Source organism: Xanthomonas hortorum pv. pelargonii, from assembly GCF_024499015.1.
Classification (GTDB): domain Bacteria; phylum Pseudomonadota; class Gammaproteobacteria; order Xanthomonadales; family Xanthomonadaceae; genus Xanthomonas; species Xanthomonas hortorum_B.
The window spans coordinates 4,363,443-4,390,045 of sequence record NZ_CP098604.1 but is presented as its reverse complement, the minus strand read 5'-3'; the positions used below and the strand labels follow the sequence as shown (position 1 = coordinate 4,390,045).

The window sequence follows — 26,603 nt, the reverse complement described above, 5'->3', positions numbered from 1 at the left end:
TTCAGGTACCGCCGAAGCGGAACAGCCGGGAATTATGCCATGCAGGTTCCCAACCGTCCGCGCAAGGGCGCGGACGGCCGGTTTCAGCTGGTTTCCCCCGGCAACGGCGGCGTGATGGCGCCGCGTGCCGCATAGAAGGACCGCCGGAACTCCACAAAGGTTCCCGAGGCGATCGCCGCGCGCAGGTCGGCCATCAATTTCTCGTAGTACCAGAGGTTGTGCAGGGTGCCCAGCATCGGCGCCAGCATCTCGTTGCAGCGGTCCAGATGGCGCAGGTAGGAGCGCGTGTAGCCGCTGCTGCAGGCGTGACACCCGCAGCCCGGCTCGATGGTGTCCAGGTCGCGCTCGTACTTGGCGTTGCGGATGCGCACGGTACCGAACGAGGTGAAATAGTGGCCGTTGCGCGCGTTGCGGGTAGGCATCACGCAGTCGAACATGTCCACACCACGCGCCACGCCTTCGACCAGATCCTCGGGGCGGCCCACGCCCATCAGGTAGCGCGGGCGCTCGGCCGGCAGGCGCGGATGCAGGTGTTCGAGCATCGCATTGCGCTCATGCTCCGGCTCGCCGACCGCCAGCCCGCCGATGGCATAGCCGTCGAAGCCGATACCTTGCAGCCCATCCAGCGAACGGCTGCGCAGGTCCGGATGCACCCCGCCCTGCACGATGCCGAACAGCGCTGCATCGTTGCCCAGCACGTCATGCGCCTCGCGCGAGCGTTGCGCCCAACGCAGGCTCAACTCCATCGAGCGCCGTGCCACCTCTTCGGTGGCCGGGTACGGCGTGCACTCGTCGAAGATCATCACGATGTCCGAATCGAGCACCTTCTGGATCTGCATGCTTTCTTCGGGGCCCAGGAATACGCGGGCGCCATCGGTGGGCGAGGAGAAGGTCACGCCCTGCTCGGTGATCTTGCGGCGATGCGCCAGCGAAAACACCTGAAATCCGCCCGAATCGGTGAGGATCGGTCCGTCCCAGCGCGCGAACCCGTGCAGCCCGCCGTGATCGCCGATCACATCCAGACCCGGGCGCAGATACAGATGGAAGGTGTTGCCCAGGATGATCTCCGCACCCAGCGCGCGGATCTGCTCCGGCAGGATGCCCTTGACCGAGCCATAGGTGCCCACCGGCATGAACGCCGGCGTTTCCACCGTGCCGCGCGGAAAGGTCAGACGGCCGCGCCGCGCATGGCCGTCGGTGGCTTGAAGCTGGAACTGAAGTCGGGACATTGAAAGGCCGGGAATGGGGAATCGGGAGTGGAGAATCGGAGAAGCGGTTGGCGAATGTCGGAACGCGTGGCGGGTACTGCCTTACGATTCCCCATTCCCGATTCCCCATTCTCTGCCCCACAGCAACATCGCATCGCCGTACGAAAAGAAGCGATAGCGCTGCGCGATGGCGTGTTGATAGGCGGCGAAGATGCGCTCGCGGCCGGCGAAGGCCGAGACCATCATCAGCAGCGTGCTTTCGGGCAGATGGAAGTTGGTGACCATCGCATCGACGCTGCGGATGCGGTAGCCGGGCAGGATGAAGATCTGGGTTTCGCCGGCAAATGGCAGCAGTTCGCCATCGGGCGCAGCATCGGTTTTACGCCAGGCGCTTTCCAGCGAGCGCACCACCGTGGTTCCCACCGCAATGACGCGGCCGCCGCGTGCGCGCGTGCGCCGCACCTGCTCGACCAGTGCGGCACCGACGTTGAGCCACTCCTTATGCATCACATGCTGGTCCAGCGCATCCACGCGCACCGGCTGGAAGGTGCCGGCGCCCACATGCAAGGTGACGTGGCCGAACTCCACCCCGCGCTCGCGCAGCTGCGCCAACAGGGCCTCGTCGAAATGCAGGCCGGCAGTGGGCGCGGCCACCGCACCAACTTCACGTGCGAACACGGTCTGGTAGCGCTCGCGGTCTTCCACACCCGGCTCGCGGCGGATGTACGGCGGTAGCGGCAGTTGCCCGGCCTCCGGCAGCCACTGCTGCAGCGGCGACGGTATATCGAAACGCAGCAGATAGAACTCGCCATCGCGGCCCAGCACCTCGGCCTGCCCACCGGCATCGAGCGCGATCAGGCTGCCGGCCTTGGGCGACTTGCTGGCGCCGATCTGCACGCGCGCCTCGCGCTCGCCAAGCAGGCGCTCGATCAAAATTTCCACCCGCCCGCCACTGGCCTTCTGCCCGAACAGGCGCGCCGGGATCACCCGGGTGTCGTTGAAGATCAGCAGATCGCCCGGCTGCAGCAGCTCGGGCAGATCGCGCACCTGGCGGTCGACCAGCGCCTGCGGCGACGGCACCACCACCAGCAAGCGGCTGGCCGCGCGCTCGGCCAGCGGCGCCTGGGCGATCAGCTCGTCGGGTAGCGAATAGTTGAAATCGGACTTCTTCAAAGGTTGGGCGGTGCAGCGATTGGGGGCGCTAGTTTAGCGGGACATGCTGGGGACATCCTTCTCCCGGCGGGAGGCGCCGCGAGCAAATTCAGGAGTCGGCCATGGCAAACGCGTCGCCACGCGCCAGTAGAGGTGAATCGTCGACTGGTAGGCGATGGCTTCGCCCTATACCCGTTCGTACCCTCCCCCGCTCCGCGGCCCTGCCCGGCCAGCGCTTGCGGCGCGGGCGCTCCAAGGCATGCGCGCCAGTGACGCGCAAACCGTGCTTTCTCACCCCCAGCGGGAGAGGGGCGTTAATCACCAGAGCTGCGACCTGCTCCCTTCTCCCATCGGGAGAAGGGAGCGCGTAGCGCCGGATGAGGGTGCGGGCGAAGCGCTGTTGGAGTTTGAGCGCACGCGGGCTTCGCCCCGTACCCTCACCCCAACCCCTCTCCCGAGGGGAGAGGGGCTTTGCTCGCCGCCGATTCATTGCTCACTATCCATCCCAGATCCCAATCCCGATTTTCTAATCCCCACTCCTGACTCCCCCTCACCGCTCAAACTTCGTCGACAAAATGATCGACGTCGTCGTGCGCTCCACGCCGTCAATGGCGCCGATTGCGTCGGTGAGCACGTCCATCTCGTTGACGCCGCCGACCACGCCCAGGGCGATCAGGTCGTAGGCGCCGCTGACCGAGTGCAGCAGGCGCACCTCGGGGATGTCGCGCAGTGCCTTGACCACGGCCGGCATCTTCTTGGGCAGCACAGTGATCAAAATATGCGCGCGGATACGGCCCTGTTCGTAGGCGTCGTGGGTGCGCACGGTGTAGCCGCTGATCACGCCGTCGCGTTCGAGTTTTTCGATGCGGCTCTGCACGGTGGTGCGCGACAGCCCGAGCCGGCGCGCGATCTGCGCGGTGGAGGCGCGTGCGTCCTCGCGCAACAGCGACAGCAGGCGTTCGTCGGAGGGAGTGATTTTCACTTTTGCCCAAATGGTTCGTCGATTCGACGAAAATACCCGACTTCCTGCCCGGATTCACGCTGCCAAACGCCGATCTTCTGCCGATAATAGAAAGGAAACGCCACCTTGTAGGAGATGCGCCATGTCCGTCCTTGCCCCGCTCGCCCCGCTGCGTGCCCATGCCGGCCGCCGCCTGACCGATGGCCTGGACGATGCCAGCATCGTGCGCCTGGCCAGCACCCACGACGATCTCGCCCAGGCCATCGATGCGGCCGCCGCCGAATACGCGCTGGTGCGCGAAGAGGTCGCCGACCTGCTGGATCTGGACGAAGACGCACAGATCGGCGCGGTGCAGGACGGCTTCATCAACTTCTATGCCGACGATGCGGTGACCCCGTATGTAGCGCTGGCCGCGCGCGGACCGTGGGTGATCACGCTCAAGGGCGCGGTGCTGTACGACGCCGGCGGCTACGGCATGCTCGGCTTCGGCCACACCCCCGCGCCGGTGCTCGAGGCGATGGCACGCCCGCAGGTGATGGCCAACGTGATGACGCCCAGCCTGGCGCAGCGCCGGCTCGACTGCGCCCTGCGCGCGGAGATCGGGCATACCCGTGGCGGCTGTCCGTTTGCGCGCTTCATGTGTCTCAACTCCGGTTCCGAAGCGGTCGGCCTGGCCGCACGCATCGTCGACACCAACGCCAAGCTGCACACCGACCCGGGCGCCCGGCATGCCGGTGCCAGCATCAAGCGCGTGGTGGTCAAGGGTAGCTTCCATGGCCGCACCGATCGCCCCGGCCTGTATTCCGATTCCAGCCGCAAGACCTACACCAAGTACCTGGCCAGCTACCGCGACGAAGATTCGGTGATCGCGATCGCGCCGTACGACGTGGCGGCGCTGCAGCGCGCCTTCGACGAGGCCGCGCGCAATCACTGGTTTATCGAGGCGGTGTTCCTGGAGCCGGTGATGGGAGAAGGCGACCCGGGCCGCGCATTGCCGGCCGCGTTCTACGCCGCGGCGCGCGAGTTGACCCGCCTGCACGGCAGCCTGCTGCTGGTGGATTCGATCCAGGCCGGCCTGCGTGCGCACGGCGTGCTGTCTGTGGTGGACTACCCCGGCTTCGAACAGCTCGACCCGCCCGACCTGGAAACCTATTCCAAGGCGCTCAACGCCGCGCAGTACCCGCTGTCGGTGCTGGCCGTGACCGAACACGCCGCGCAGGTGTATCGCAAGGGCACCTACGGCAACACTATGACCACCAATCCGCGCGCGCTCGATGTGGCCTGCGCCACGCTGGCGTTGTTCACTCCGCAGGTGCGCGCCAACATCCGCAGCCGCGGTGCGCAGGCGATCGCCAAGCTGGAAGCCTTGCAGTCCGAGTTGGGCGGCTTGATCACCAAGGTGCAGGGCACCGGCTTGCTGTTTTCCTGCGAGCTGGCACCGCAGTTCAAGTGTTACGGCGCCGGGTCCACCGAGGAATGGCTGCGCCACCGCGGTGTCAACGTGATCCACGGCGGCGAGAATTCGCTGCGCTTTACGCCGCACTTTGCCATGGACGAAGACGAGCTCGATCTATTGGTCGGCTTGATCGCGCGTGCGCTCAAGGAAGGCCCGCGCCAGGTGCAGGCCGAGGCCGCCTGAGGCTGCACATCTCTCTCAACGCCTGAAACGCGGAAGTTCTGTGGGCTGCCGCGCTGACGGCGCGAGATTTGTGACATAGCAAGCACGATGCGAAGGGTGCTTGCGCAAGCGCCCTTCACCAGCGTGAACCGCACAAAACACTGCGTTGAGTGCCGCAGCGGGAATCATCCCGGTGCCGCCATGCAGATCCGTTCAACAGATCTGCATGGCGACCGGCAGCCATCAGATCGGTACCGCGCTCAACTTGCGACGCAGGTAATTGGTCACCGCCCGGCGCGTCGACTTGCCGCGCCACGATGCCCAGCACAGATGCGAGCCGACGGCGATCTTGCCGCCGCGGTGGCCGAGGCCGAACCAGGTACGGTCCGGATGGAATGCATCGCGCGGCGGGAACACGATGCCGGAGAACTGCTCGCCATATGCGTTGTAGAAGCGCGTCAGCCCGCGCGGGCCGGAGATCATCGGAATCTGCCGGTGATCTTCCAGCGTCTCCGGCGCATGCACATTGAAAATGTGCTCGATAAAGGCGCGCCACAAAGGATGCCCTGCCTGGGAACCGAAGACGGCATTGCCGATCTTGAACTGATCGTTGCCTAGCGCGCCATCCTCGATCGGCAGCACGCATTGCTGTACCAACAGGTCGGCGCCAAGCGGCTGCAACAGCTTGTAGTCGGTGTCGAAATAAAAGCCGCCGTGCGCGTGCATATAGGCACAGCGGGCGATGTCGGCCTTCATCACGCCGAAGCGGATCGCCTCGTAGCGCTCGGCGAATTCCGGGAACGCGCGACGCATCAGTTCCGAATTGTCCGCGTCATCCCAGACGTAGCAGACCCAGTCCGGCAATAGCCGCTGCAGACGGGCCTGGATCCTGCGTTCTTCCCACTGCAATTGCTTGGTCGGCGCGGTCAGATGAAACACATGGGGAATCATGGTGGTTTCTCGGGGGCTGGGGGCACCAACACCTCCATCCAGCGCCGACCTGACACCGGCTACCCGGATGGAGATCCGGCTAACCACACCCTATGCCCATTTTTTGTGTGATGTAACTCACAATTTTCAATTGGCATACGAGGTAACCATTGGAAAAATCAATGCATCAGCGAAGTTTCCTCACATCTTCCTAACGCAGTACGCCGATCCGCCCCAACTCCTTCGAATTCGTTACAGCGCCTTCATTCCCAGCAGCGATCCGCCCGTCCCTTGAGCGTTGCACTGCGTGGGCAATCGCGTGGGGCGATGCGCCCTGCTTCGTGTTCGATCAACCGCTTGGCCCCGCTCGTATCGCGCTTGAGCTCGAAGGCATCGTAGAGACGTCCGGTGGCGGTGCGCGACTCGTAGCGCAACTTCTGGTTGTCGATGCGAAGCACCTGATACAGCTGGGTGTCTTCGCCGACCGGGCGCATGGTCTTGCGGGCCATGTCCGAGAGCCGGTACTGCTTGGGCCCGGCCACCGACACCACGAACACCGGCGTCGCCTGCCCCGTCTCATCGCCGCGACGGCCGTAGGTGTGGTCGTGGCCCTGCAGCACCAGATCGACCTTGTGGCGACGGATCACCGGCAGCACCTGCTCGACCAGCTTTTCGTTCTCGCGATCGGCGCGCGGCGAGAAGAACGGTTGGTGGATCAGCACGATCGACCACGGATGCGGATTGTCGGCCAATACGGTGTCCAGCCACTGCGCCTGCGCCGGGCCGGTGCCCACATCCAGCACCGAGGTACCGTCGAGCACGGCGATGCGCACGCCCTGGTAGTCGAACCAATAGCTGGTGCGCGCGGTGGCCGACGGCCCGTTGCGCGGCAAGGCGAAGGTCACCGGCCAATGGCTGCCGAGCGTGCGCGTCGCCTGCGGGGCGTCTTCGCCCTCTTCGTGATACTCGTGATTGCCCGGCGCCGGTGCCACTGCGGTGCCTTCCAGCAACCAACGTCCGGCTTCGAACCATTCGGCCCACTCGTTGTCGTCCTGGCCGTCCTTGCCGCTGACCAGATCGCCGGCGAACAGCGCCAGCCGCGCGTCCGGTGCGCTGCGCCAGGCCTGGCGGATCACCCGCGAGACCAGGCTGAGATTCTTGTTCTGGGTATCGCCGAAATACAGCAGCGTCAGCGGGGTGGCGGCCGTGGCGGCGGTGCGGAACTGATTCCACGCGCCCCAGGTGCTGTTGCCCTGTACGCGGTAGGCGTACAGCGTGTCCGGCTTCAATCCATCGATATCGGCGCGGTGGTGATGCGAACTGCCGTTTTCGCTGCTCAGCGTGGCGGTGCTGGCGCGAATGCGGCGCGGCGTACCCACGTCGGGCGAGTCGCCGGCGACGCCCAGTTCCAGCCACGGCTGGTTGACGCTGGCATCGGTACGCCAGGCCACCGCGAAACCGGTCGCCGCATCCTGCGCGGGCGTGGCGACGATGCGGTCCGGAAAGCCGTCGGCGACATAGTGGGTGGAGCCCGCCGGCACCTGCGTATTCGGTTCGGCGGCCCGCTCGGCGGCAAACGATTGAGCGCTGCTGATCGCGATGAGCGAGAGCAGCGCGTATACCGACGCACGCCCAGCGCTCATGGCGCGCACTCTTTCAAGCGCAGCGTGCGCGCGATATCGCGCCAATCGAATGCGGCCACCGCCTGGTCGTCATGCAATGCGTAGAACACCCCACCGGGGAAGCGCGCATCGCCGCGTTGATCCAGCCACACGCCGTCGGTGTTGGCGGTCACCCGGCCGGCGAATGCGCCGACATGCGCCAGGCTCTGGCGATCGAACACCTGAAACACACTGCGGTCCTTGAACTGATCGGTGGCGATCCAATACCCGCTGCCGTCGCTGCACGCCAGCAGGGTCATGCCCTCGGCCTGCGCCTTGAACAGGCCGGTGCCGACATTGCGCCCGCGATAACGCCCGTCCATGCCGTACTCGCGTAGCTGCGTGCCCACGGCCACGTCTTCTTCGGCAATCATCAAGCGCGCATTGGCTTCATCGCCGAACACCGATTCGGCAATCCGCACTGCACCCGCTTCGGTGGTATCGCCAAAGCTCTGGGTCAGGCGCGATTGCCAGCCCTGCCCTGCGTTGTTCAATTGATAACGCCGAAAGCGCTGACCGAGGTCGGCCACCGGCGGCGGCAGATCCTTGTTGGCCGGCGACATGTAGTTGTCGCTGACCACCACCTCGTAACCGCCATCGTGCTTGCGCACCCACAGGCCGTAGGGCTCGCGCAGTTCATCCTGGCCGAAGGCAGTCAACGGCTTGAAGTCCGGCAGCGAGAACACCTGCACACGGCGGTTGTCGCGCTCGACCACAAACAGCAGATCGTCGACCACCGAGATCCCGTTCGGGCGATCCAGCTTGCCCAGGGCCTTGCCCTTGCCGCCGACCACGCGCAGGCGCTTGCCGCTGTCGCCATCGAACACCACCAACGCATGCGTGGCCTTGGCAGTGGCAATCAGCCAGCGGCTGCCATCGGGCGCACTCCAGCTGGCAGGTGAGTCCAGATTGTCGGACGGCGTGGAAGTGGTGATGAAGGCTTCCGGCACCACTTCGTGCGCCACCCTGGCCTCGCTGAGCAAGGGGTCTTTCAGCAGCGCCTCGTCGGCTTCGCGGTCGACCGGTGCGCTGGCGCAAGCCGTCAGCGCCAGTGCGGTGGCAAGCAACGTGGTGTGGAGTAACGTGGTGTGGAGCCGCGTGCGCGTTGCGATCACAGTGCCACCTTCAGGCCAAGCGCATAGGTGCGGCCGTACTCTTCATTCTGCAGCGTGCGCGAGGGCACGCCCTGGTATAGCTCCAGCGGTTCGTCCAGCAGGTTCTGCGCTTCCAGATACAGGCTGACGTGGCTGTTGAATTGGTAATTCATGCTGAAATCCAGCTGGGTATGCGGAGCGACATAGATATCGTACGCGCGGCTGGCGCCGATGGTGTCCAGGTATTCGCTGCGATATACCGCTGCCACACGCGCACTGAAGCCGTATTTTTCATAACCCAGATGGCCGCTGTAGATCCGCTTGGACGAACGCGGCAAGGTGAAGTCCTCACCGGCGCGGTCGCTCAGGCCGGGATCGAAATCGCTGTCCAGCACGGTGGCGCTGGCACCGACCAACAGGCCATTCCAGCCTTCCGGCAGGAAGTCCAGGGTCTGCTGCCAGTTGAACTCGGCGCCGCGCACTTTTGCGGTGTCGCCATTGATCGAGCGCGTGACCTGCAAATCCGGGAATTCCGCATCGTTGGTGCTGATCGTCTGCACGATGTAATCGTCGATCGATTTGTTGAACACGCCCAACGAGATCAGGCCGGTGCTGCCGATGTATTTCTCGAACGACAGATCCAGATTGGTGGAACGGTAAGGATTGAGATCGGGATTGCCGATGCTCACTTCCTCATCGCCGCGATTGATGCTCACGCGCGGCGAGACATCGCCGAACGACGGGCGCGACAAGGTCTTGTTGGCCGCAAACCGCAGCACCCAGTCGTTGCCGGTGTCGTAGCGCAGGTGCAGGCCCGGCAGCACGTTGGTATAGCTGCTGGACGCTTCGCGTGGCGTCACCGTGGCCGAGCGACCGTCTTCTGCCACGTCCACCTGATTGCCGGTGGCATTGAACTGGGTGTTCTCCACACGCACGCCGGCAATCATGCGCAGCGCCCCGATGTCCCAGGTGCCCATTGCGTACGTCGCAAACACATCTTCGGTGGCGGTGTAGTCGTCCTGCAGCGAGACCTGCTGATTGCCGCCGAGATCCTGCGGACGTGCGCTGTACAGATTGCCGGAGGTGTTCCAGTAACGGCGCATGCCATCCGAGCCGATGCTTTCGCCCAAGGTGCCGCCACGGTGTTCCGGCGCGGTGGTGGTCCAGTCGCTCAAGTCGATCGCCGGGCCGCGACGCAGCTCGCGTTCGTCCACATTGACATCGCGCTCGCGCCAGCGACCGAGCACACCCATCTTCAGGCTGGCATGCTCGCCATCGAAGCGCACGTTGACCTGCGCGCTGCGCTCGCTGTCGTCCACCCGCTTGGGCGAAAGCACGAAGCGGTCTAACACGAAATCGTCGTTGCTCTGCCAGCCGTTGTCGGAGAAGCCCAAGCGCGGAATCCCGCTGTTCTGATCGACCGTGGCCGACAGATCGTCGCCGTCATAGTTGAAGCGCGCTTCCATTTCATCGTTCACGCGCTCGGTGGTCTTGGTGTAGCCCACCTTGTAATCCACGGTGGCCGCGCTCAGGCGATTTTCGCCGCCCACGCTCAAGGCCATGGTGTCTTCCTTCTTGGTGCGATAGCGCACGCGCTTGGAGATCGAATCGGCCGGCAGATCGGCCACGTTGTAGGTGCCATCGCCATTGGCGCTGACCTGACCATCGCTCAGACCGAAGATGGTGCGCTGACGCGTTTCGGCATCGTCGAAACGGCTGTACAGCGTGCGCAGGTAATAGCGGTTGTCTTCGTCCGGGCGCCAGTCCAGGTTGAGATTCGCGCCCATGCGGGTACGTTCGATGAAGTACTTACGGCGCTGCACTTCGCCGGCAAACAAATCATCGGCCGCACCGCCATCGAAGCTGTCGTAGGCCACTTCGGTGTTGTCGGATTCGAATTCGCGATCCTGGTAGTTCACACCCACTGCCACACCGAAGGTGCCATCGAAAATATCGCTGTAGTTGAACGCGCCCTTCGGGCTCGTCTTGCCCGACAACGACTGGTGGCTGCCTTCGACCGAGCCGCGCAAGGTGCGGCCATCGCGATCGAATGCGGAGGTGGACTCCACTTGAATTGCACCGCCGATGGAATCGCCCGGCATGTCCGGCGTTGGCGACTTGACCACCTTCAGGCGCTCGGTCGAATCGGAAGGAATCACGTCCAGCGGCGCCGAGCGGGTGCCGTCTTCCGGCGTGCCCATGGTCATGCCGTCGATGGTGACGCTGTTGAGCGCCGAATCCAGACCGCGGATCACCACGAAGCGGCCCTCGCCCTGATCGCGCGTCACGCTGACGCCGGGCAGGCGCTGCAAGGACTCTGCAACATTCTTGTCGGGGTAGCGGCCCATCGCATCGGACGCGACCGCATCCTGGATGGCATCGGAACTACGCTTGAGATCGACCGCGCGCACTTGCGATTCCGTTTGCGGGCGCACTTCCAGCCGTTCCAGATCGATGGCCGCAGCGCTTGCTGCGCCGCCAGCAGCAGCACCCTCGGCCGCCAGCGCCAGCGGGCTCCACGTGGCCGCAGCCAACGTCAGCGTGATCGCCAGGCAGAGCGGAGTCTTGTTGAGCACGGGTGCTTCCCCAATTGGTTAAGAATGGGTGGGCACACTATGTCTACGACGTTTCACTGACATGACATCTGCAAGCGCGATCACGCGCAATGTGTGGCGACGCTGCCGCCGGCTGCGGCACACTGTGGGTCTCTCCCGCCTGTCGCTGCCCATGAAAATCGTCGAAGTTCGCCACCCCCTCGTTCAACACAAGATCGGTCTGCTGCGCGATGCCGCCTTGAGCACCAAGGGCTTCCGCGAACTGGTCACCGAGCTGGGCACGTTGCTGGCTTACGAGGCCACCGCCAATCTGGACACCGAATCGCACGTGCAACCCGGCTGGGCCGGCCCGGTGACCGTGCAGCGGATTGCCGGCGCAAAAATCACCCTGGTGCCGATCCTGCGCGCAGGTCTGGGCATGCTGCCGGGCGTGCTGGCGCTGATTCCGGCCGCGCGCGTGAGCGTGGTCGGCCTGCAGCGCGACGAAGAAACCCTGCAGCCGGTGCCCTACTTCGAACGCCTCACCGGCCGCCTGGAAGAACGCGACGCGCTGATCCTGGACCCGATGCTGGCCACCGGCGGCACCCTGATCGCCACCATCGACATGCTCAAGCGCGCTGGCGCACGGCGCATCAAGGGCATCTTTTTAGTGGCCGCACCGGAAGGCCTGAAAGCGCTGGAAGCGGTGCATCCGGATGTGGAGGTGTACACCGCCGCGATCGACGATCACCTCAACGAGAAGGGCTACATCCTGCCCGGCCTGGGCGATGCAGGCGACCGGATTTTTGGTACGCGGGTGGAGTGAGCTGCGGCGGCTTAAGGCCCCTCTCCCCGGGAGAACGAGCTGCGGTGGCTTAAAGCCCCTCTCCCTCCGGGAGAGGGGTTGGGGTGAGGGTACGGTGTGTCAGTGTTCCTGCCGACGCCGTACCCTCATCCGGCGCTGCGGCCACCTTCTCCCGGTGGGAGAAGGAACAGCCGCGGCATCGCGTTGAAAAACGCCCGCCTTACCGCGTAGAAGCCTCAATCGCAGCACTCACATACACCAGCGGCGCATTCCAGTTGATCGCCACCTCGTTGCTGGCATAGCTGCAGGCATTGTCCAGATACGACAACGCCGGCAGTTTGGAGGGATACGCCACCTTGCAGTCCTTGGCATCCTGCTGCCCGGGTTGCGGGCCACCGGCCAGCCAGCCCGGGACCGGCGCGTCGATGCCATCAGCTTCGGAGGGGCGATGGTGGATATGCAGCGGGCTGCGCAGCCCTACCCCGGTGACGAACGACAACCCGAGCGGATTGCGTCCCAGGATGTAATCCAGCTGCGACTGTGCGGCATCCAGAAATGGCCGCTGCCGGGTCAGCCGGTAGCCCTGCATCAACATCATCGCGCGGTTGAGCACGACTGCATTACTGCCCCACACGAAGTCGGTGTCCGTCACCGCCAGACGCCACGGAGAGGACTGCCACTCATCGGCAAGACGCTGCGCCAGACCGGTGATCTCACGCGCGATGCGTGCACGGTCGGCATGCGGGGTGAGCTGGTCGCGATGCTCGGCCAGCGACATCCACGCCAGTCCGCCGACATTGCTCCAGCCCGGCACACTGGCCGGCACATTGCGCGCGATCATCGCGTCGTAGAAGCCATCCTCGCGCGTGCTCACATACAACTCCGCCGCAGCCCAGGCGAATTCGTCGTCCACCTGCGCATCGTCGTAGCCGCCGGTGCGCACGTCATCCGGCTGGCGATAGATCACATCCGGGTGCTGCTGCGCCCACGCCCAGGCGCTGCGCGCGGCTTTCAACATGCGTGCGGATACACCCGGATACTGCTTGTCGAACGGCGCATACACGCGGCTGGCCGCTGCCATCACCGCAGCGAAATCCAGTGTGGCCGCAGTGGCCTTCATCACCACATAGCGTTGTTGCTTGGCCTGCTCGGGCATCACCAACCCATCGAACTGCTTGTCGGTGAGCTTGTGGTACACGCCGCCATCGGCCGGGTCCTGCATGGCCAGCATCCACTCAAGATTCCACCAGGTCTCCTGCAGGATGCCGGGCACACCGGGCGCGTCGTTGGGGATGGTCAGCGCCTGCGCCTTGAACAGCGCCGGATACTGCTCGTAGGCGGCCAGCAAGGTGTAGGTGCTGATGCCGGAGTTGACGATGTACTTGTTGTAGTCACCGGCGTCGTACCAGCCCTTGGGCGCACTGATCACGCTGTCGGCCGGGCGCGTGGCCCATGCCGCGGAAGGGTGGATACGCACCTGCGTATCGGGGTGCCCGGCCGCACGCGCATAGCGCCCGGCGAACTGCGCCGGCAGCGCAGTGCTGGCGCGGTTGAAATAGAACGCCTTCAGCGATGCATCGAGCACTGGTTGATACGCGCCGGCCGCAATCGGGAATGGATCGGACGCCGGCAGCCCGTCGATTTTCAAGCGATACGTGCCTGCTGTACGCACGCCGGAAAAATCCGCCACCCGCGCCTGCTGGCCGGCCGGCAACCACTGCGCGGCAGGTTGCAAAGTGCCCTGCAGTACGCGGCGCCCTTGCGCGTCTTCCACTATGAAACGGTCAGCGCCGGTTGCCGCGCCTTGCGGCAACCCGACCACCGCAAGCTTGGCCGAGCCGGGTAGATAGCCGAGCTGATTGACGTGGATGGCTGCGCCAGTGGCCGATGCGGCCTGGTTGCCGGTGGTGTCGGCTGCATAGGCGGCGATGGGCGATGCGATCACCATGCTGGTGAGCAGAGTCTGGAAAATGTTCATACCGAGATGGTCGCTGCATTGGCACAAGGCAACAAGTCCAATCCAGGCATAGGCCAGTATGTGGATTTGCATCGCTGCGGATGCGTGTGTGCATCGACGGATGGCGAGCACATGCGGATAACATCATCATCGCGCATGGCATGACACAACACATGATGGTATCCAGCAAGTGCCTGCCTTCGCTTACGAAAGCAGGCGCACCTCAATCGATCAGCACTCAATCAACAAACAAAACCTAGCGAGCAGTCGTCAGGTGGGCGCAGACGGCGCGGAGTAACCGCAATGTAATAGCGCGGTACATGCCGATTCCAGGCACCGGCCGCGACCGCCTGGCAGCTGCGCAGTCCTTATTGTCGGCCGCTCTAAGCCATCAGCGCGCAGCTGCGTCCAGCTGCACTTGCGCCTTGCCCACCGGGTTACGCGGGTCGCTGCCGCCGCTCAGCACGTTGCTGCGCTTGTCCCATTCCACGGTTTGCAGGTTGCCCCACACGTGGCTGGAACCGCGGCCGCCGGCGGCGGTGTCGCCGGGCAGCTTGAGCGCGTGGCCCATCGCTTGCAGCGCCTTGGCGGTCTGCGGCGAGAACGCGTTGCTCTCGGCCTCGATCACGTCCGGCAACCACTGGTGGTGATAACGCGGCAAGGCGCTGACCTGCTGCGCGTCCAGACCGGCGTCGTAGCCCAGGATGCCGAGCAGCACCATGGTGATGATGCGGCTGCCGCCCGGGGTGCCGATCACCGCAACCTTGTCGGCCGATTCCATGAAGGTGGGCGTCATCGAGCTGAGCATGCGCTTGCCCGGCTTGGGTGCGTTGGCGGCATAGCCCATCACGCCGAAGGCGTTGGGCGTGCCCGGCTTGAGCGCGAAGTCGTCCATCTCGTCGTTGAGCAGCACGCCGGTGCCTTTGGGGATCAGGCCGGAGCCGTACAGCAGGTTGACGGTCTGGGTGGCGCCGACGCGGTTGCCTTCGCTGTCGATGATGGAGAAATGCGTGGTCTCGTCGTCTTCCAGCGGGGTGGGATTGCCCGACAGCAGATCGCTGGGCGTGGCCTTCTCCGGGTTGATCGTGGCACGCAGGCCCTGCGCGTAATCCTTGCTGGTCAGCACGCGCTGCGGCACGGCGACAAAGTCCGGGTCGCCCAGGAAAAAGGTGCGGTCGCGGTAGGCGCGGCGCATCGCTTCCACCACCAGATGGGTGCGGTGCGCGTCGTCTAGCTTGTCCAGATCCCAGCCTTCCAGAATCTGCAGCATCGCAGCGAGTGCGATCCCGCCGGAGGACGGCGGCGGCGCAGTGGTGATCTTCCAGCCGCGGTAATCGAACTGGATCGGCGTGCGCTCCTTCACCCGATACCCGGACAGCTCGGCCGCTTTCCACTGTCCACCGGCCTGCTTGACGCCAGCCAGCAGCTTCTTGGCGGTTTCGCCCTTGTAGAAGCCATCAAAACCCTTGTCGCCAAGCAGCTTCAACGTATGTGCGAGCTCGGGCTGTTTGAAGATGTCGCCTTCGGCAATGGGCTTGCCGCCGCGCAGATACACCTCGCGCGTGCCGGGATAACGCTCCATCACTTCACGCCGCGAGGCATAGCCCTTGGCCATGCGCGCGTACACGGGGAAGCCCTCGGTGGCGATGCGGATCGAGGGTGCCAGCGATTGCTTGAGTGGCAGCCGGCCGTGTTTGGAGGCCAGTTCCACCAGCGCGGCGGGCAGCCCGGGAATACCGGCCGACCACGGGCCGTTGACCGAGCGGTCGCGATCCAGCTCGCCCTTCTTGTCGAGGAACTGCGCCTCGCTGGCCGACTCGGGCGCGTACTCGCGCGCGTCCAGCATCACGTCCTTGCCGGTCTTGGCATCGTGCAGCAGGAAGAAGCCACCGCCGCCCAGACCCGAACTGATCGGCTCAACCACCGCCAGCGTGGACGACACCGCGATGGCCGCATCGAAGGCATTGCCGCCTTCGCGCAGGATCTGCAGGCCGGCGTCGGTGGCCAGGGTGTGACCGCTGGCAATCGCCGCGCCCGGCGGATGCGCCGCCACCGGCGAGCTTGCAGCCGCCGCAGGTTTGCCGCCATCGGCAGACCACGCCGGCGGTGCCAGCACGAAGGCCAGCAGCAACAGGCCGCGCGCAGAAAAGTGTCGGGAAAAAATGCTCACGGGGCGGGAGGCTCCTGTTCGTACAGTTCGGGGTGATCGCGCTGCAGCTGCATGAGCTTGGCGAGCAATTGATCATGGGTTTCCGGGATGGCCGGATCCGGGTCGATGCATTCGACCGGGCACACCACCACGCATTGCGCCTCGTCGAAATGGCCCACGCACTCGGTGCAGCGTGCCGGGTCGATGACGTAGATGGTTTCGCCCATCGAGATGGCCTGATTCGGGCACGCCGGCTCGCAGACATCGCAGTTGACGCAGAGCTCGTTGATTTTCAGCGACATATCGGCAACACCATGCGATGCGAAGCAGCGCGATTCAACCGCAGGCGCTGGAACGCAACGTACTGCTGCAGGCGGGCGCACATGGCGCGAATCAACCAAGGGACAACGCCGTGGGCGCTGTCGGAGACCGGCCTGACACGGCCGGCTCCGGTGGCATGCGACTTCAGCAGCATGCGGCTGGATCCGCATGCTGCGGCCGGATGCGCCCTCCCGCGCGTCCGGCCTGGTACGGCATTACTTGGCTTCAACGAAGGTGTATTCCACGCCCTTGGGCTGGACGATGGTCTGCACGCGCGCATTCTCGGCCGCATTGCCGATGAACAACACGCGCACGCCCTTCATCGAATCGGCCGGCACGTCCTTGAACGCGGCGTCGATCAGGTCGGCCATCTTGGTCGAGGCCGACGAACCGAAGGCCAGCATGTTGCCCGGCTGCACGCCACGGGCGAGTGCGGTCTTGACGCTTTCCAGCTGACGCTCGTAGCTGCCGGCGAACTCGGCATCGGACTCCGGCGGCAAGTAGTACAGGAACGGGCTGTTGGTGGTGGCGCCCAGGTTCTGGCCGACCACTTCCTGCAGGTACTTCTTCCAGCCGGCGTTGTCGTCCTTGGACGGTGCGGTCAGCGCAGCCGGGGCTGCGGCGGCGGTCGGTGCCGGCTCTTCCTTCTTGCAGGCGGTGACGGCCAGAGCGGCGATCGAAGCGAGCGCCAGCGCGCGCATTGTGTGTTTCATGAAACTCCTCCCTTTGAAAAGCATGTGGTGATGTGACTGCTAGAGAATCAGGCCTGCGCGCGGGATTGCCGCACCTGCCGCAAAGCCTCGACGACCGAAGCCGGAACGAAACCGGACACGTCCCCGCCCAGCCGCGCGATTTCGCGCACCAGCGAGGACGAGATGAAGCTGTATTGCTCGGCCGGGGTGAGAAACAGCGTCTCCACCTCCGGGATCAGATGGCGGTTCATGCTGGCCATCTGGAATTCGTATTCGAAGTCGGACACTGCGCGCAGACCGCGCAGCAGCACACCGGCGCCCATGTCGCGCACGAAGTGGGCCAGCAGCGTATCGAAGCCGCGCACTTCCACGTTGGCGTGTGCGGCCAAGGCTTCCTGGGCGAGCTCGACGCGGCGCTCCAGCGGCAGCGCCGGCCCCTTGGACGGACTGTAGGCAACACCGACCACCACCCGCTCGAACAACGGCGCGGCGCGATTCACCAGGTCGATATGACCGTTGGTGATCGGGTCGAAAGTACCGGGATAGACAGCAGTGCGGCTGTTGGCCACGCTCATACGGAAACTACCGGGGTCGGGTCGCTGTTCAGTGTAGCAGCGGCCCGGCGGTACAGCGCATAGCGCACCTGCTGGGTGGCGCCTTCGCGATGCAGATGCCAGCCGGCCGGTACCTGCGGCGGCAATTCGGCCGGGCCTTCCAGATACAACCAGGCATCCGGTGTGAGGTGCGCGGGCAGGCGTTCCAGCACGCTCGGCCACAGGCCGGCGGCAAACGGCGGGTCGACGAACACGATGCTGGCCTGCGCTGCAGGTGCACGCTCCAGCCAGCGCAGTGCGTCTTCCTGCAGCACCTGCACCTGATCGGCCGCCTCCAGCCGGGCCACGTGCTCGCGCAGCCGCTGCACCAGGCCGGGGTCGCGCTCGATCAGGGTCGCATGCGCGGCCCCGCGCGACACCGCTTCCAGACCCAGCGCGCCAGACCCGGCGAACAGGTCCAGCACGCGCGCACCGGGCAGGCGCGGCATCAGCCAATTGAATACCGTTTCGCGGACCCGGTCGCTGCTCGGGCGCAGGCCTGGCAGATCGGGCACCGCCAGCTTGGTGTTGCGCCAGCGCCCGCCGACGATACGCACCTGCCCTTCCGCGCCGCGTGGCGCTGGCCGTGCGGGGCGGCTCATTGCAGCGTTCCTGATGGAGGACAGCAAGCGCGGGAGAGTGGCAGGACGCGTGGCGGCATGGAGCAAGGCAAGGCAAACGGGGCCGCCATGATAGCGCTGCCCGGCGCTGGCGCCGCTGGTGTCGCAGTGCGCCGACAATGCCGGATCCACCGGCTTGCCTTGAAAAAATCCTCGTGCGACCTCATCCCCCAGGCCATCGGCCGCACTGCGGCCTTGGCCACCACGGAGCACGACCCCAATGACCGTTGATACCGACAAGCAGACGCTTGGCTTCCAGACCGAGGTCAAGCAGCTGCTGCAGCTGATGATCCACTCGTTGTACTCGAACAAGGAAATCTTCCTGCGCGAGCTGGTGTCCAATGCCGCCGACGCCGCCGACAAGCTGCGTTTCGAAGCATTGGTCAAGCCCGAGCTGCTGGAAGGCGGCGGCGAGTTGCGCATTCGCGTGGACTACGACAAGGACGCGCGCACCGTCACCATCGACGACAACGGCATCGGCATGAGCCGCGAAGATGCGGTCTCGCATCTGGGCACGATCGCCAAGTCCGGCACTGCCGACTTCCTCAAGCACCTGAGCGGCGACCAGAAGAAGGACGCCAACCTGATCGGCCAGTTCGGCGTGGGGTTCTATAGCGCCTTCATCGTCGCCGACCAGGTCGACGTGTATTCGCGCCGCGCCGGCCTGCCCGCCAACGAAGGCGTGCATTGGTCCTCGCGTGGCGAAGGCGAGTTCGAAATCGCCAGCATCGACAAGCCCGAGCGCGGCACCCGCATCGTGCTGCAGCTGAAAGAAGGCGAAGATAGTTTTGCCGACGGCTGGACGCTGCGCGGCATCCTCAAAGAGTACTCCGACCACATCGGCCTGCCGATCGAAATGCGCAAGGAGCATCACGGCGAAGAGGCCGACGCGCCGGCTGAGCCGGAGTGGGAAGCGGTCAACCGCGCCAGCGCGCTGTGGACGCGCCCCAAGAGCGAGATCAGCGAGCAGGAATACCAGGAGTTCTACAAACACGTTGCCCACGATGCGGGCAACCCGCTGGCATGGAGCCATAACAAGGTCGAAGGCAAGCTGGATTACACCTCGCTGCTGTTCGTGCCCGGCCGCGCACCGTTCGACCTGTATCACCGCGATTCGGCCAAGGGCCTGAAGCTGTATGTGCAGCGCGTGTTCGTGCTGGATCAGGCCGAGCAGTTCCTGCCGCTGTACCTGCGCTTCATCAAGGGTGTGGTGGATTCATCCGACCTGTCGCTCAATGTGTCGCGCGAAATTCTGCAATCCGGCCCGGTGGTGGATTCGATGAAGTCGGCGCTGACCAAGCGTGCGCTGGACATGCTGGAGAAACTCGCCAAGGACAAGCCCGAGGACTATGTGACGTTCTGGCGCAACTTCGGCCAGGCGCTGAAGGAAGGCCCGGCCGAAGATTATGCCAACCGCGAAAAGATCGCCGGCCTGCTGCGGTTCTCGTCCACCCACGACACCACTGGCGCGCAAAGCGTGGGCCTGGCCGATTATGTCGGTCGCCTGACCGAAGGCCAGGACAAGCTGTATTACCTCACCGGCGAAAGCTACGCGCAGATCAAGGACAGCCCGCATCTCGAAGTGTTCCGCAAGAAGGGCATCGAAGTGCTGCTGCTCACCGACCGCATCGACGAATGGCTGATGAGCTACCTCACCGAGTTCGACGGCAAGTCGTTCGTGGACGTGGCACGCGGCGACCTGGATCTGGGCAAGCTGGATTCGGAAGAAGACAAGAAGGCGCAGGAAGAAGTCGCCAAATCCAAGGAAGGCCTGGCCTCGCGCATCAAGGCCGCACTCGGCGACGACGTGGCCGAAGTACGCGTCTCGCACCGCCTGACCGACTCCCCCGCCATCCTCGCCATCGGCCAGGGCGACCTGGGTCTGCAGATGCGCCAGCTGCTGGAAGCCAGCGGCCAGGCCGTGCCGGAAACCAAGCCGGTGTTCGAGTTCAACCCGGCCCACCCGCTGATCGAAAAGCTGGATGCGGAACAGGATATGGATCGGTTTGGCGATTTGAGCCGCGTCTTGTTCGACCAGGCTGCGTTGGCTGCGGGCGATAGTCTCAAGGACCCAGCTGGGTATGTGAAGCGGTTGAACAAGTTGCTGCTGGAGTTGTCGGCGTAAGGCTTACGGCACACGTGTGATACACCAAGACCGGCGCATGCGCCGGTCTTTTTGCGCATCTCTCAGGGCGACTGTTGGAAGAGCGGCGGCAGCGGTGTCCGACACCAACCGATCCGACAACGGCCCGCACTCCTCCTGCGCGCATGGTGCTCGCTCCGGCCAAAGCGCAGGCAACGTCATTGAAGCTGTGGCGGCCGGCGCTTACGCAGATTCCAACACCCAACACCCAAACGCAGGCCCGGCCGAATAGCCGGTCTCCGGCTCGATGCGGATCTGCAAAGTGGCGCGTCCGGCTACAGCTGCAGGCAAGGCGTAATCCACATCGACGAAATCCAGGCCGCGGTTGCCGTCCAGGCGTTCGTTGGCAATGAGTTCGCCGTCGGCGAGGATGCGGAAGCGGCGGCGGGTTTCGTCGCCCCAGTAGCGCAGGCGCAGGACGCTTGCCTTGGTGGTGTTGCGCAGGGTGAAGGCGATGAAGCCGCCGGTGCGGGCATCGCGGCCGGCGCGGCGACGGTAGCTGAGGGCGTAGGAGCTTTCGCTCTGCAGGCCGTGGGCTTTTTCGGATGCTTCGTCACCCAGGGCGATGCGATCCAATGCGCGCGTGTCGAGTGCCTGCTGTCTGGCCTCGGCTGCGGCCTGCTCGGCCTGTTGCTGCTGCCACGCGGCGGTGTCACGGTGTTCCAGATAGAGCGCGCTGCGGCGATCGAATTGGGCGTAGAACGGGGAGAACCGCCAGTGCTGGGCGCCGTCGCTATAGTCGAACGCGGACTGGCCAGCCACCGGCTGCAAATGCTGCAAGACCTCATCGCCGCCGATCAATGCCGGGGTTTTGCCCGACCAGGGTTTTGCCGCATCGCCTAGGTCCGCAGCCAAGACCAGCGGCCCGCGCAGCACCGAGACCCAGGCCGGGTCGCCCGCTGCGGCTTCTAGGCGCAGTGGCATTTCGAACGACAAGTTGAGCGTGTCGCCAGCGCGCCAAACGCGGGCGATGCGGAGATAGCCCTCGCTGACGGCAGCATCGACAGGCTGGCCATTGAGCTGCAGCACCGGCGACTGCGCCCAGCCGGGCACGCGCAGTGCAAGCGTGCGTTGCTCTGCCGGCGCGGCAGCGATGCGGAGCGATGCACTGCCCTGCTCCGGCATCGCGCTGTGCAGGGTCATATCCAGCCCGGCGGCATCGCGCACGCTGGAGGGCACGTAGAGGTTGACGTAAACGCCCTGCCCGTCCTGCCAATAGATGGAATCGCCGAACTGGGCATGCGCCTCCATGCCGCTGCCGACGCAGCACCAGAAATCGTCGAATGGCGAGGACCAGCCGCGCGCTTCGCCGGCCAGCATCGGTGTCATGTAGGTGAACATACCGGTGCGCGGATGCTGCTGCGCCATCACGTGGTTGAGCAGCGTGCGCTCGTAGTAGTCGAAGAACTCGGCCTGCGGGCCCCACTGGTACAGATGCCGGGTGAGCTTGAGCATGTTGTAGCTGGCGCAGTGCTCGCAGGTCTGTTCGGTAAGAAACTTCGAAGTGCTGTCCGGCTGCTGGAAATATTCGCGATCGCCATTGCCGCCGATCACGTAGGTATGGTGGTCGGTGACGGTGTGCCAGAAGAAGCGCGCCGCCGCGCCCGAGGCGGCATCGCCGGTGACTTCGTACTCGCGTGCCAGGCCGATCAGCTTGGGGATGTTGGTGTTGGAATGCTGGTGCACCAGTTCGTCGCGCTGGGCGATGAGCGGATCGAGCACGGCGTGGTGGTGCAGGCGTTGCGCCAACGCCAGCCACTGCGCATCGGCGGTGCGCACATGCAGCTCGACGAAGGATTCGTTGAGACCCCCGAATTCGCACGACAACACCTTTTGCAACTGCGCATCGTCGAGTGCGGAAAACACCGCTTGCAGATAGCCAGCCAGGCCCACCGCGACCTGCAGCGCCTGCGCGTTGTCGCAATGCGCATGCACGTCGAGCAGGCCGGCGAACAACTTGTGCCAGGTGTACAGCGGTGCCCAGCTGCCGTTGAGATAGAACGGCGCCGGGTCGATCTTGCCTTTCTTCAGTTCATCGAACACGGCGCGGCCGCTCTCGATCTTGCCTGCGGCATTCTTGCGCGTGAATCCGGCCACGTAGCCATCGCCTGCATGCGCCTGGCAGCGTGCGAGCTCTGCGACCAGATAATGCGCACGCGTGCGGCATTGCGCATCGCCGGTCTGCGCATGCATCAAGGCCAATGCGCTGAGATAGTGTCCCAGCGTATGCCCGGCGATGGTGTCCGCTTCCCAGCCGCCATACGCCGGCGCCTTGGGGTCGAGGCCGGCGTACAACACAAAGTTGTGCAGCAGCCGGTCCGGCTCCAGCCGCATCAGATAGCGTCGATTGGCGTGCAGCGCATCCAGAAACAGCGACGGGGTCAGCCTGACCTGCGCCAACGGTACCGCGCGGATACTGCCGGGTTGTGCAGCGTTGGCGTGCGCAGGAAATCGCAGAAAACCCGCAGCAACCGCCAGACTGCTCCAGGCCAGAAAGCGCCGCCGCGACAAGCTCAGCGCGTGGTCGGTGGTGTGCTCGGTAACGAAGACATCGGTCATAGGATCAGCTTAGCTCCTGTCGGTGCGCGCAGACTGCGCGCGCCGTTACAACCCACACTGGCAGAAGCCGCCAGAGAAGCGATTGCGTGGCACCGCCTGCGCGCGCCCGACCGGATCGGGTGGCGCGCACCAGTGTATTGAAACCGCAGCGACGACACGGCGGCGATCAGAACTTCACCGTCGCACGTGCCCAATAGAACCGACCAAGCAGATCGTAGGTCGCCACATCGGTGTTGGCGTTACCCACGTTGTTGGAGTAATACAACGGTGGTTGCTTGTTGGCGATATTGTCCACGCCCACTTCAAAGCGCGTATGCCACGGCTCCACGTTATAACCGAGCTGCAGGTTGTTGTAGACGTAGGCGCCGATCTTGCGCACCACCGTCGGCTCGTTGGAATCGGCCGACAGGCTCTGGTCCGGATCCGAATTGCCGATGGCGGTATTGCCGACATAACGGATGCGCCAGGTGGCGCTCCAATCGTCCAACGCCCAATTCACTGTCCCCAGCGCACGCCAGCGCGGGAAATTGCCGTAGGCCTGGGTGTAGCGGCCCACGTTGTGGATGGTGACCGAGCTGGGATCGGTGGTATCGGGCAGCACGTCGTAACGGGTGAGATAGGTGCCATTGAGACCTGCAGTGACATTGCCCCAAGGCGTGGATGGCAGGCGATAGGTCAGATTGAAATCGATGCCCTTGGCCCAGAGCTTGCCCAGGTTGACGGTGGGCTCGGCGATGTAATTGATGGTGCCGTTGCCGTTGCGATGGATCAGCGCGCAGAAGGAGCTGGCCGAGTTGGCGAAACATTGATTGAGTACGGTCTGCGCCGACACCGTGGTGATGGTGTCTTCCAGATCGATGCGCCACCAGTCCGCGCTCAGCGACAGGCCATCGATCCACTGCGGATCGTAGACCAGCCCCACATCGTAGGACTTGCCGGTCTCCGGCTTGAGTTGATAACCGGCCACCACCGCGCCGGACACCTTGCCCGACACCTGACCATCGGATTGCTGATAGCTGCCGTTGGTCGGCACGTTTGCGCAGGCCACGCTGTTGCCGCCGGTGTAACCGTTGCACGGGTCGTTGACGGTGGCCGCATCGCCGGCCACGCCGGCATACAACTCGTTGATGTTGGGCGCGCGGAACACCTGCGAAACAGTGCCGCGCAGCAACAGATTTTCGATCGGGCGATATTCCAGCGACACCTTGCTGTTGGTCTTGCTGCCGACCGAGCTGAAGTCGGAAAAACGCGTGCCCAGCGTGATGTTCAGTGCGTTGATGCCGGGCAAGTCCTTGAGCAACGGGAACAATGCTTCGGCATAGGCTTCCTTGACGTCGAAACTGCCGCTCAAGGTGGATGCGCAGAACTCGATCACACCGCACAGGCCGTCTTCATCGCCAGTCCACAGCGCATCGGAGGCGGTGGTCGAGCGCTCCTTGCGATAGGAGATGCCGCTTGCCAGGCTGACGGTGCCGGCCGGCAAATCGAACAACGAACCGTTGGCATTGGCCTCGAATTGCTTGACGGTGTAGACGCTGGTCACGATCGGGTTGACCACCATGCCCTGCAACGTGGCGAGGTTGCTGCTGTCGTTGAGGTTGAAGAAATTCAGCGGTGTGCAAGCGGCAATCGCCGCGCCCGCACTGCCGCACCTGACCACACCATCGCTATCCAGGAACGACGGGCCGATGGCCTGATTGAACGTTGCGTAGTCGAGAAAACCGTTGTTGATCGACTTCTGTTTGACCTTGCCGTAATTGAAGTTGGCGTCCCACTGCCAGGAGCTGTCGCCGAAGTGACCGCGCAAGCCCGGGCTGATCTGGAAGTTGTAGGTGTTGTATTGATAGCTGCGATTGCCCAGCACGGTGGCGCGCGTATTGAGGTCGTTGTAAGAGGTGCCGGTGCTGCGATCGGTGCCGAAGTTCACCCCGAACGGGTTGTAGTAACTCTGCGACGACACCAGGATGTTGTCGCCATTGGAGAAGATCGGAATCGGCGCGATGATCGAGGCGGATTCGGTTTTACTGAACCAGGTGTTGACGTAGCCTTCGACATTGTCGGTAAAGCGATAGGTGCCTAGCAAAAAGGCATTGGTGCGCTTTTGCGGGGTCTGCAACAGATTGAACGGCTGGTAGTTGTAGGAGTCGGCGCTGGCGTTGTAACAATGGAAATCGCCAGGGCCAGCGCGACCGCTGACGCCGCTGTTGAGGGTGACGCGTCCGCAGCCGTTGGCCTGCGCAAGCTGCGTGGACTGATCCGAACCATCGTTGAAATTGACCGTGCCGGTGGGCGTGGCGGACGAGCCCTGCTTCACCGGTTGGCCGTTGGTCAATGCCAGCGCGTCCTTGGAATAGTCGCGCGCCGCTGCCGAGACCGGATCGATGTTGTGGTACGACAGGCCACCGATCAGGCTGCCGCGTTCCCAGGTCTTGCCGGTGGTCAAGGCGAAGTTGCGTCGGTTGCCATCGCCCTCGCTGCTGGTGCCGAAGTCGCTGCTGAATTGCACGCCGTCGAACTGGCTGCGCAGGATGAAATTGACCACACCACCGATGGCATCGGAGCCATACACCGCAGAGGCGCCATTGCTGAGCACCTCGATGCGCTCGATCATGCTGGCCGGAATCGCGTTGACGTCGTTGTAGGCGAGCCGGATACCGTTGACCAGCACCAGCGTGCGCTTATCGCCCAGGCCGCGCAGCGAAATCGCCGAGGCGCCGGTGCCGCCGCCGTTGTTGGTATACGGGTTGGTGGCGTTGCCGGCGATCGATGGCAGCTCCTGCAGCAGATCGCCTACGGTGGCCTTGCCGGTGGCGGCAATCTGTTCCTGGCTGACGGTGATCACCGGGTTGGCGGTTTCGGTATCCACGCGGCGCAGGCGCGAGCCGGTGACGACCACGCTATCGAGCGTTTGCGGCGCATCGCTCGTGCTGCCTGCCTGCTGCGCAGCCACTGGAGCGGCCGCAGTTGCCGAAAGCGCCAGCAACAGCGCGCTGGTAAGCATGTTCGGCAAGGGCCGCACACTGGCAACGGTGGTCCGTGAGAAAGGCAACAGCAACATCGGCATGCGGGGCTCCTGATTCAAACGACAGACAAACGGCGGGCAACACACGCCCGTGCCGGCGTGCACCAGCGCGGGTGGAGACAAGTGGCAGCGGCGCGTCGCAGCGACATCTTTGGCGACGGCCATACAGTGGACACGCAGACAACCTGCGATGCGCGCGACCAGCAGAGGCCACGCAACGACGCGCGTTGTCTAAAGAGGTCATTCCGCACTGGAGTCGCCCATGCGCTCCAGTTTCATCAGCTGGTCACAATGTGCCTGTGCGCACGCGCTACGTCTTGTCGCATTTGGCGACCACGCATGCGGAAAACAGCATGGTTCGCATCTGAACGATCATCGGTTGGCGTTGTGTTGGCAGTCCAGTCCGCAGCTGGGCGTGCCGTTACGCGGCAGTTTTTGAAGCAGTTGCGGTGGCGTATCGCTGGTCACTACCTGCACTGATGTTTGGGCGCGCCGGTAAAAATGACAGCGAGCAATGCGCATTCTTCTGCGCGCACTGCTCACTCCACCAGGGCACACAGTGCGCGATCAGGCAGCGTGCCGTG

18 protein-coding genes and 1 other RNA gene are annotated in these 26,603 nt (G+C 64.4%); 3 read left to right on the top strand and 16 right to left on the bottom strand.

What is annotated here, in order from left to right; genetic code table 11:
- Nucleotides 1–83: 83 nt before the first annotated feature.
- From tgt to NDY25_RS18795, 3 genes are all read right to left on the bottom strand, one after another.
- Nucleotides 84–1,229 carry a tRNA guanosine(34) transglycosylase Tgt gene (gene tgt / locus NDY25_RS18805; protein ID WP_168958391.1) on the bottom strand — a complete coding sequence of 382 codons (1,146 nt, stop codon included), beginning with the start codon at nt 1,227–1,229 and terminating at the stop codon, nt 84–86.
- Nucleotides 1,230–1,310: 81 nt separating this feature from the next.
- A complete protein-coding gene (queA, locus tag NDY25_RS18800) occupies nt 1,311–2,381 on the bottom strand; it encodes a tRNA preQ1(34) S-adenosylmethionine ribosyltransferase-isomerase QueA (RefSeq protein ID WP_168958392.1) in 1,071 nt (356 codons plus the stop codon).
- 529 nt (nt 2,382–2,910) lie between these two features.
- On the bottom strand, nt 2,911–3,342 hold the full coding sequence (locus NDY25_RS18795) for an Lrp/AsnC family transcriptional regulator (RefSeq protein ID WP_006448917.1): 432 nt from the start codon (nt 3,340–3,342) through the stop codon (nt 2,911–2,913).
- Between the two features lie 121 nt (nt 3,343–3,463).
- Here NDY25_RS18795 and NDY25_RS18790 point away from each other — a divergent pair, with 121 nt between their 5' ends.
- Nucleotides 3,464–4,960 carry an aminotransferase class III-fold pyridoxal phosphate-dependent enzyme gene (locus NDY25_RS18790; protein ID WP_168958393.1) on the top strand — a complete coding sequence of 499 codons (1,497 nt, stop codon included), beginning with the start codon at nt 3,464–3,466 and terminating at the stop codon, nt 4,958–4,960.
- Between the two features lie 222 nt (nt 4,961–5,182).
- On the opposite strand, the gene NDY25_RS18785 is transcribed toward NDY25_RS18790, so the two are convergent.
- From NDY25_RS18785 to NDY25_RS18770, 4 genes are all read right to left on the bottom strand, one after another.
- On the bottom strand, nt 5,183–5,890 hold the full coding sequence (locus NDY25_RS18785) for a glycosyltransferase family 32 protein (protein WP_168958394.1): 708 nt from the start codon (nt 5,888–5,890) through the stop codon (nt 5,183–5,185).
- Nucleotides 5,891–6,132: 242 nt separating this feature from the next.
- Nucleotides 6,133–7,512, bottom strand: a complete 1,380-nt coding sequence (locus NDY25_RS18780; RefSeq protein ID WP_168958395.1) for a purple acid phosphatase family protein — start codon at nt 7,510–7,512, stop codon at nt 6,133–6,135.
- On the bottom strand, nt 7,509–8,645 hold the full coding sequence (locus NDY25_RS18775) for a phytase (protein WP_168958396.1): 1,137 nt from the start codon (nt 8,643–8,645) through the stop codon (nt 7,509–7,511). The genes NDY25_RS18780 and NDY25_RS18775 overlap by 4 nt, the downstream gene beginning before the upstream one ends.
- On the bottom strand, nt 8,642–11,200 hold the full coding sequence (locus tag NDY25_RS18770) for a TonB-dependent receptor (protein WP_168958397.1): 2,559 nt from the start codon (nt 11,198–11,200) through the stop codon (nt 8,642–8,644). Before NDY25_RS18770 ends, NDY25_RS18775 begins: the two co-directional genes overlap by 4 nt.
- Nucleotides 11,201–11,351: 151 nt before the next feature.
- Between NDY25_RS18770 and upp the strand changes: the two genes are divergently transcribed.
- Nucleotides 11,352–11,984, top strand: a complete 633-nt coding sequence (upp, locus tag NDY25_RS18765; protein WP_006448928.1) for a uracil phosphoribosyltransferase — start codon at nt 11,352–11,354, stop codon at nt 11,982–11,984.
- A gap of 199 nt (nt 11,985–12,183) precedes the next feature.
- Here the strand turns inward: upp and NDY25_RS18760 are convergent, their stop codons facing one another.
- The 7 genes from NDY25_RS18760 to rsmD all read right to left on the bottom strand — a co-directional run bounded on the left by NDY25_RS18760 (nt 12,184) and on the right by rsmD (nt 18,277).
- Complete coding sequence (locus NDY25_RS18760; RefSeq protein ID WP_168958398.1) at nt 12,184–13,941, bottom strand: glycoside hydrolase family 9 protein; 1,758 nt, start codon at nt 13,939–13,941, stop codon at nt 12,184–12,186.
- Between the two features lie 223 nt (nt 13,942–14,164).
- A non-coding RNA gene (locus NDY25_RS18755) (sX9 sRNA) lies at nt 14,165–14,242 on the bottom strand.
- A gap of 69 nt (nt 14,243–14,311) precedes the next feature.
- A complete protein-coding gene (gene ggt / locus NDY25_RS18750; RefSeq protein WP_168958399.1) occupies nt 14,312–16,090 on the bottom strand; it encodes a gamma-glutamyltransferase in 1,779 nt (592 codons plus the stop codon).
- Entirely contained in the window at nt 16,087–16,371 is a 285-nt protein-coding gene (locus tag NDY25_RS18745; RefSeq protein ID WP_003489796.1) for a YfhL family 4Fe-4S dicluster ferredoxin, read from the bottom strand. The genes ggt and NDY25_RS18745 overlap by 4 nt, the downstream gene beginning before the upstream one ends.
- A 234-nt stretch (nt 16,372–16,605) precedes the next feature.
- On the bottom strand, nt 16,606–17,103 hold the full coding sequence (locus NDY25_RS18740) for a hypothetical protein (RefSeq protein WP_168958400.1): 498 nt from the start codon (nt 17,101–17,103) through the stop codon (nt 16,606–16,608).
- 47 nt (nt 17,104–17,150) lie between these two features.
- A complete protein-coding gene (gene coaD, locus NDY25_RS18735; protein ID WP_006448932.1) occupies nt 17,151–17,657 on the bottom strand; it encodes a pantetheine-phosphate adenylyltransferase in 507 nt (168 codons plus the stop codon).
- Nucleotides 17,654–18,277, bottom strand: coding sequence for a 16S rRNA (guanine(966)-N(2))-methyltransferase RsmD (gene rsmD / locus NDY25_RS18730; protein WP_168958401.1), 624 nt, complete (start codon nt 18,275–18,277; stop codon nt 17,654–17,656). The genes coaD and rsmD overlap by 4 nt, the downstream gene beginning before the upstream one ends.
- Nucleotides 18,278–18,515: 238 nt before the next feature.
- Here rsmD and htpG point away from each other — a divergent pair, with 238 nt between their 5' ends.
- Nucleotides 18,516–20,420: a molecular chaperone HtpG gene (gene htpG, locus NDY25_RS18725; RefSeq protein ID WP_256627623.1), complete on the top strand. Its 1,905-nt coding sequence runs from the start codon at nt 18,516–18,518 to the stop codon at nt 20,418–20,420.
- A gap of 201 nt (nt 20,421–20,621) precedes the next feature.
- Here the strand turns inward: htpG and NDY25_RS18720 are convergent, their stop codons facing one another.
- Complete coding sequence (locus tag NDY25_RS18720; protein ID WP_168958403.1) at nt 20,622–22,997, bottom strand: glycoside hydrolase family 127 protein; 2,376 nt, start codon at nt 22,995–22,997, stop codon at nt 20,622–20,624.
- A gap of 166 nt (nt 22,998–23,163) precedes the next feature.
- Nucleotides 23,164–26,061: a TonB-dependent receptor gene (locus tag NDY25_RS18715; RefSeq protein ID WP_168958404.1), complete on the bottom strand. Its 2,898-nt coding sequence runs from the start codon at nt 26,059–26,061 to the stop codon at nt 23,164–23,166.
- Nucleotides 26,062–26,603: the final 542 nt, after the last annotated feature.

Excerpts from the sequence above, each read along its gene's own strand:
- tgt (WP_168958391.1), bottom strand. The coding sequence starts at position 1,229 with ATGTCCCGACTTCAGTTCCAGCTTCAAGCCACCGACGGCCATGCGCGG.
- NDY25_RS18790 (WP_168958393.1), top strand. The coding sequence starts at position 3,464 with ATGTCCGTCCTTGCCCCGCTCGCCCCGCTGCGTGCCCATGCCGGCCGC.
- NDY25_RS18785 (WP_168958394.1), bottom strand. The coding sequence starts at position 5,890 with ATGATTCCCCATGTGTTTCATCTGACCGCGCCGACCAAGCAATTGCAG.
- NDY25_RS18780 (WP_168958395.1), bottom strand. The coding sequence starts at position 7,512 with ATGAGCGCTGGGCGTGCGTCGGTATACGCGCTGCTCTCGCTCATCGCG.
- upp (WP_006448928.1), top strand. The coding sequence starts at position 11,352 with ATGAAAATCGTCGAAGTTCGCCACCCCCTCGTTCAACACAAGATCGGT.
- NDY25_RS18760 (WP_168958398.1), bottom strand. The coding sequence starts at position 13,941 with ATGAACATTTTCCAGACTCTGCTCACCAGCATGGTGATCGCATCGCCC.
- NDY25_RS18745 (WP_003489796.1), bottom strand. The coding sequence starts at position 16,371 with ATGTCGCTGAAAATCAACGAGCTCTGCGTCAACTGCGATGTCTGCGAG.
- NDY25_RS18740 (WP_168958400.1), bottom strand. The coding sequence starts at position 17,103 with ATGAAACACACAATGCGCGCGCTGGCGCTCGCTTCGATCGCCGCTCTG.
- coaD (WP_006448932.1), bottom strand. The coding sequence starts at position 17,657 with ATGAGCGTGGCCAACAGCCGCACTGCTGTCTATCCCGGTACTTTCGAC.
- rsmD (WP_168958401.1), bottom strand. The coding sequence starts at position 18,277 with ATGAGCCGCCCCGCACGGCCAGCGCCACGCGGCGCGGAAGGGCAGGTG.
- htpG (WP_256627623.1), top strand. The coding sequence starts at position 18,516 with ATGACCGTTGATACCGACAAGCAGACGCTTGGCTTCCAGACCGAGGTC.
- NDY25_RS18720 (WP_168958403.1), bottom strand. The coding sequence starts at position 22,997 with ATGACCGATGTCTTCGTTACCGAGCACACCACCGACCACGCGCTGAGC.
- NDY25_RS18715 (WP_168958404.1), bottom strand. The coding sequence starts at position 26,061 with ATGCCGATGTTGCTGTTGCCTTTCTCACGGACCACCGTTGCCAGTGTG.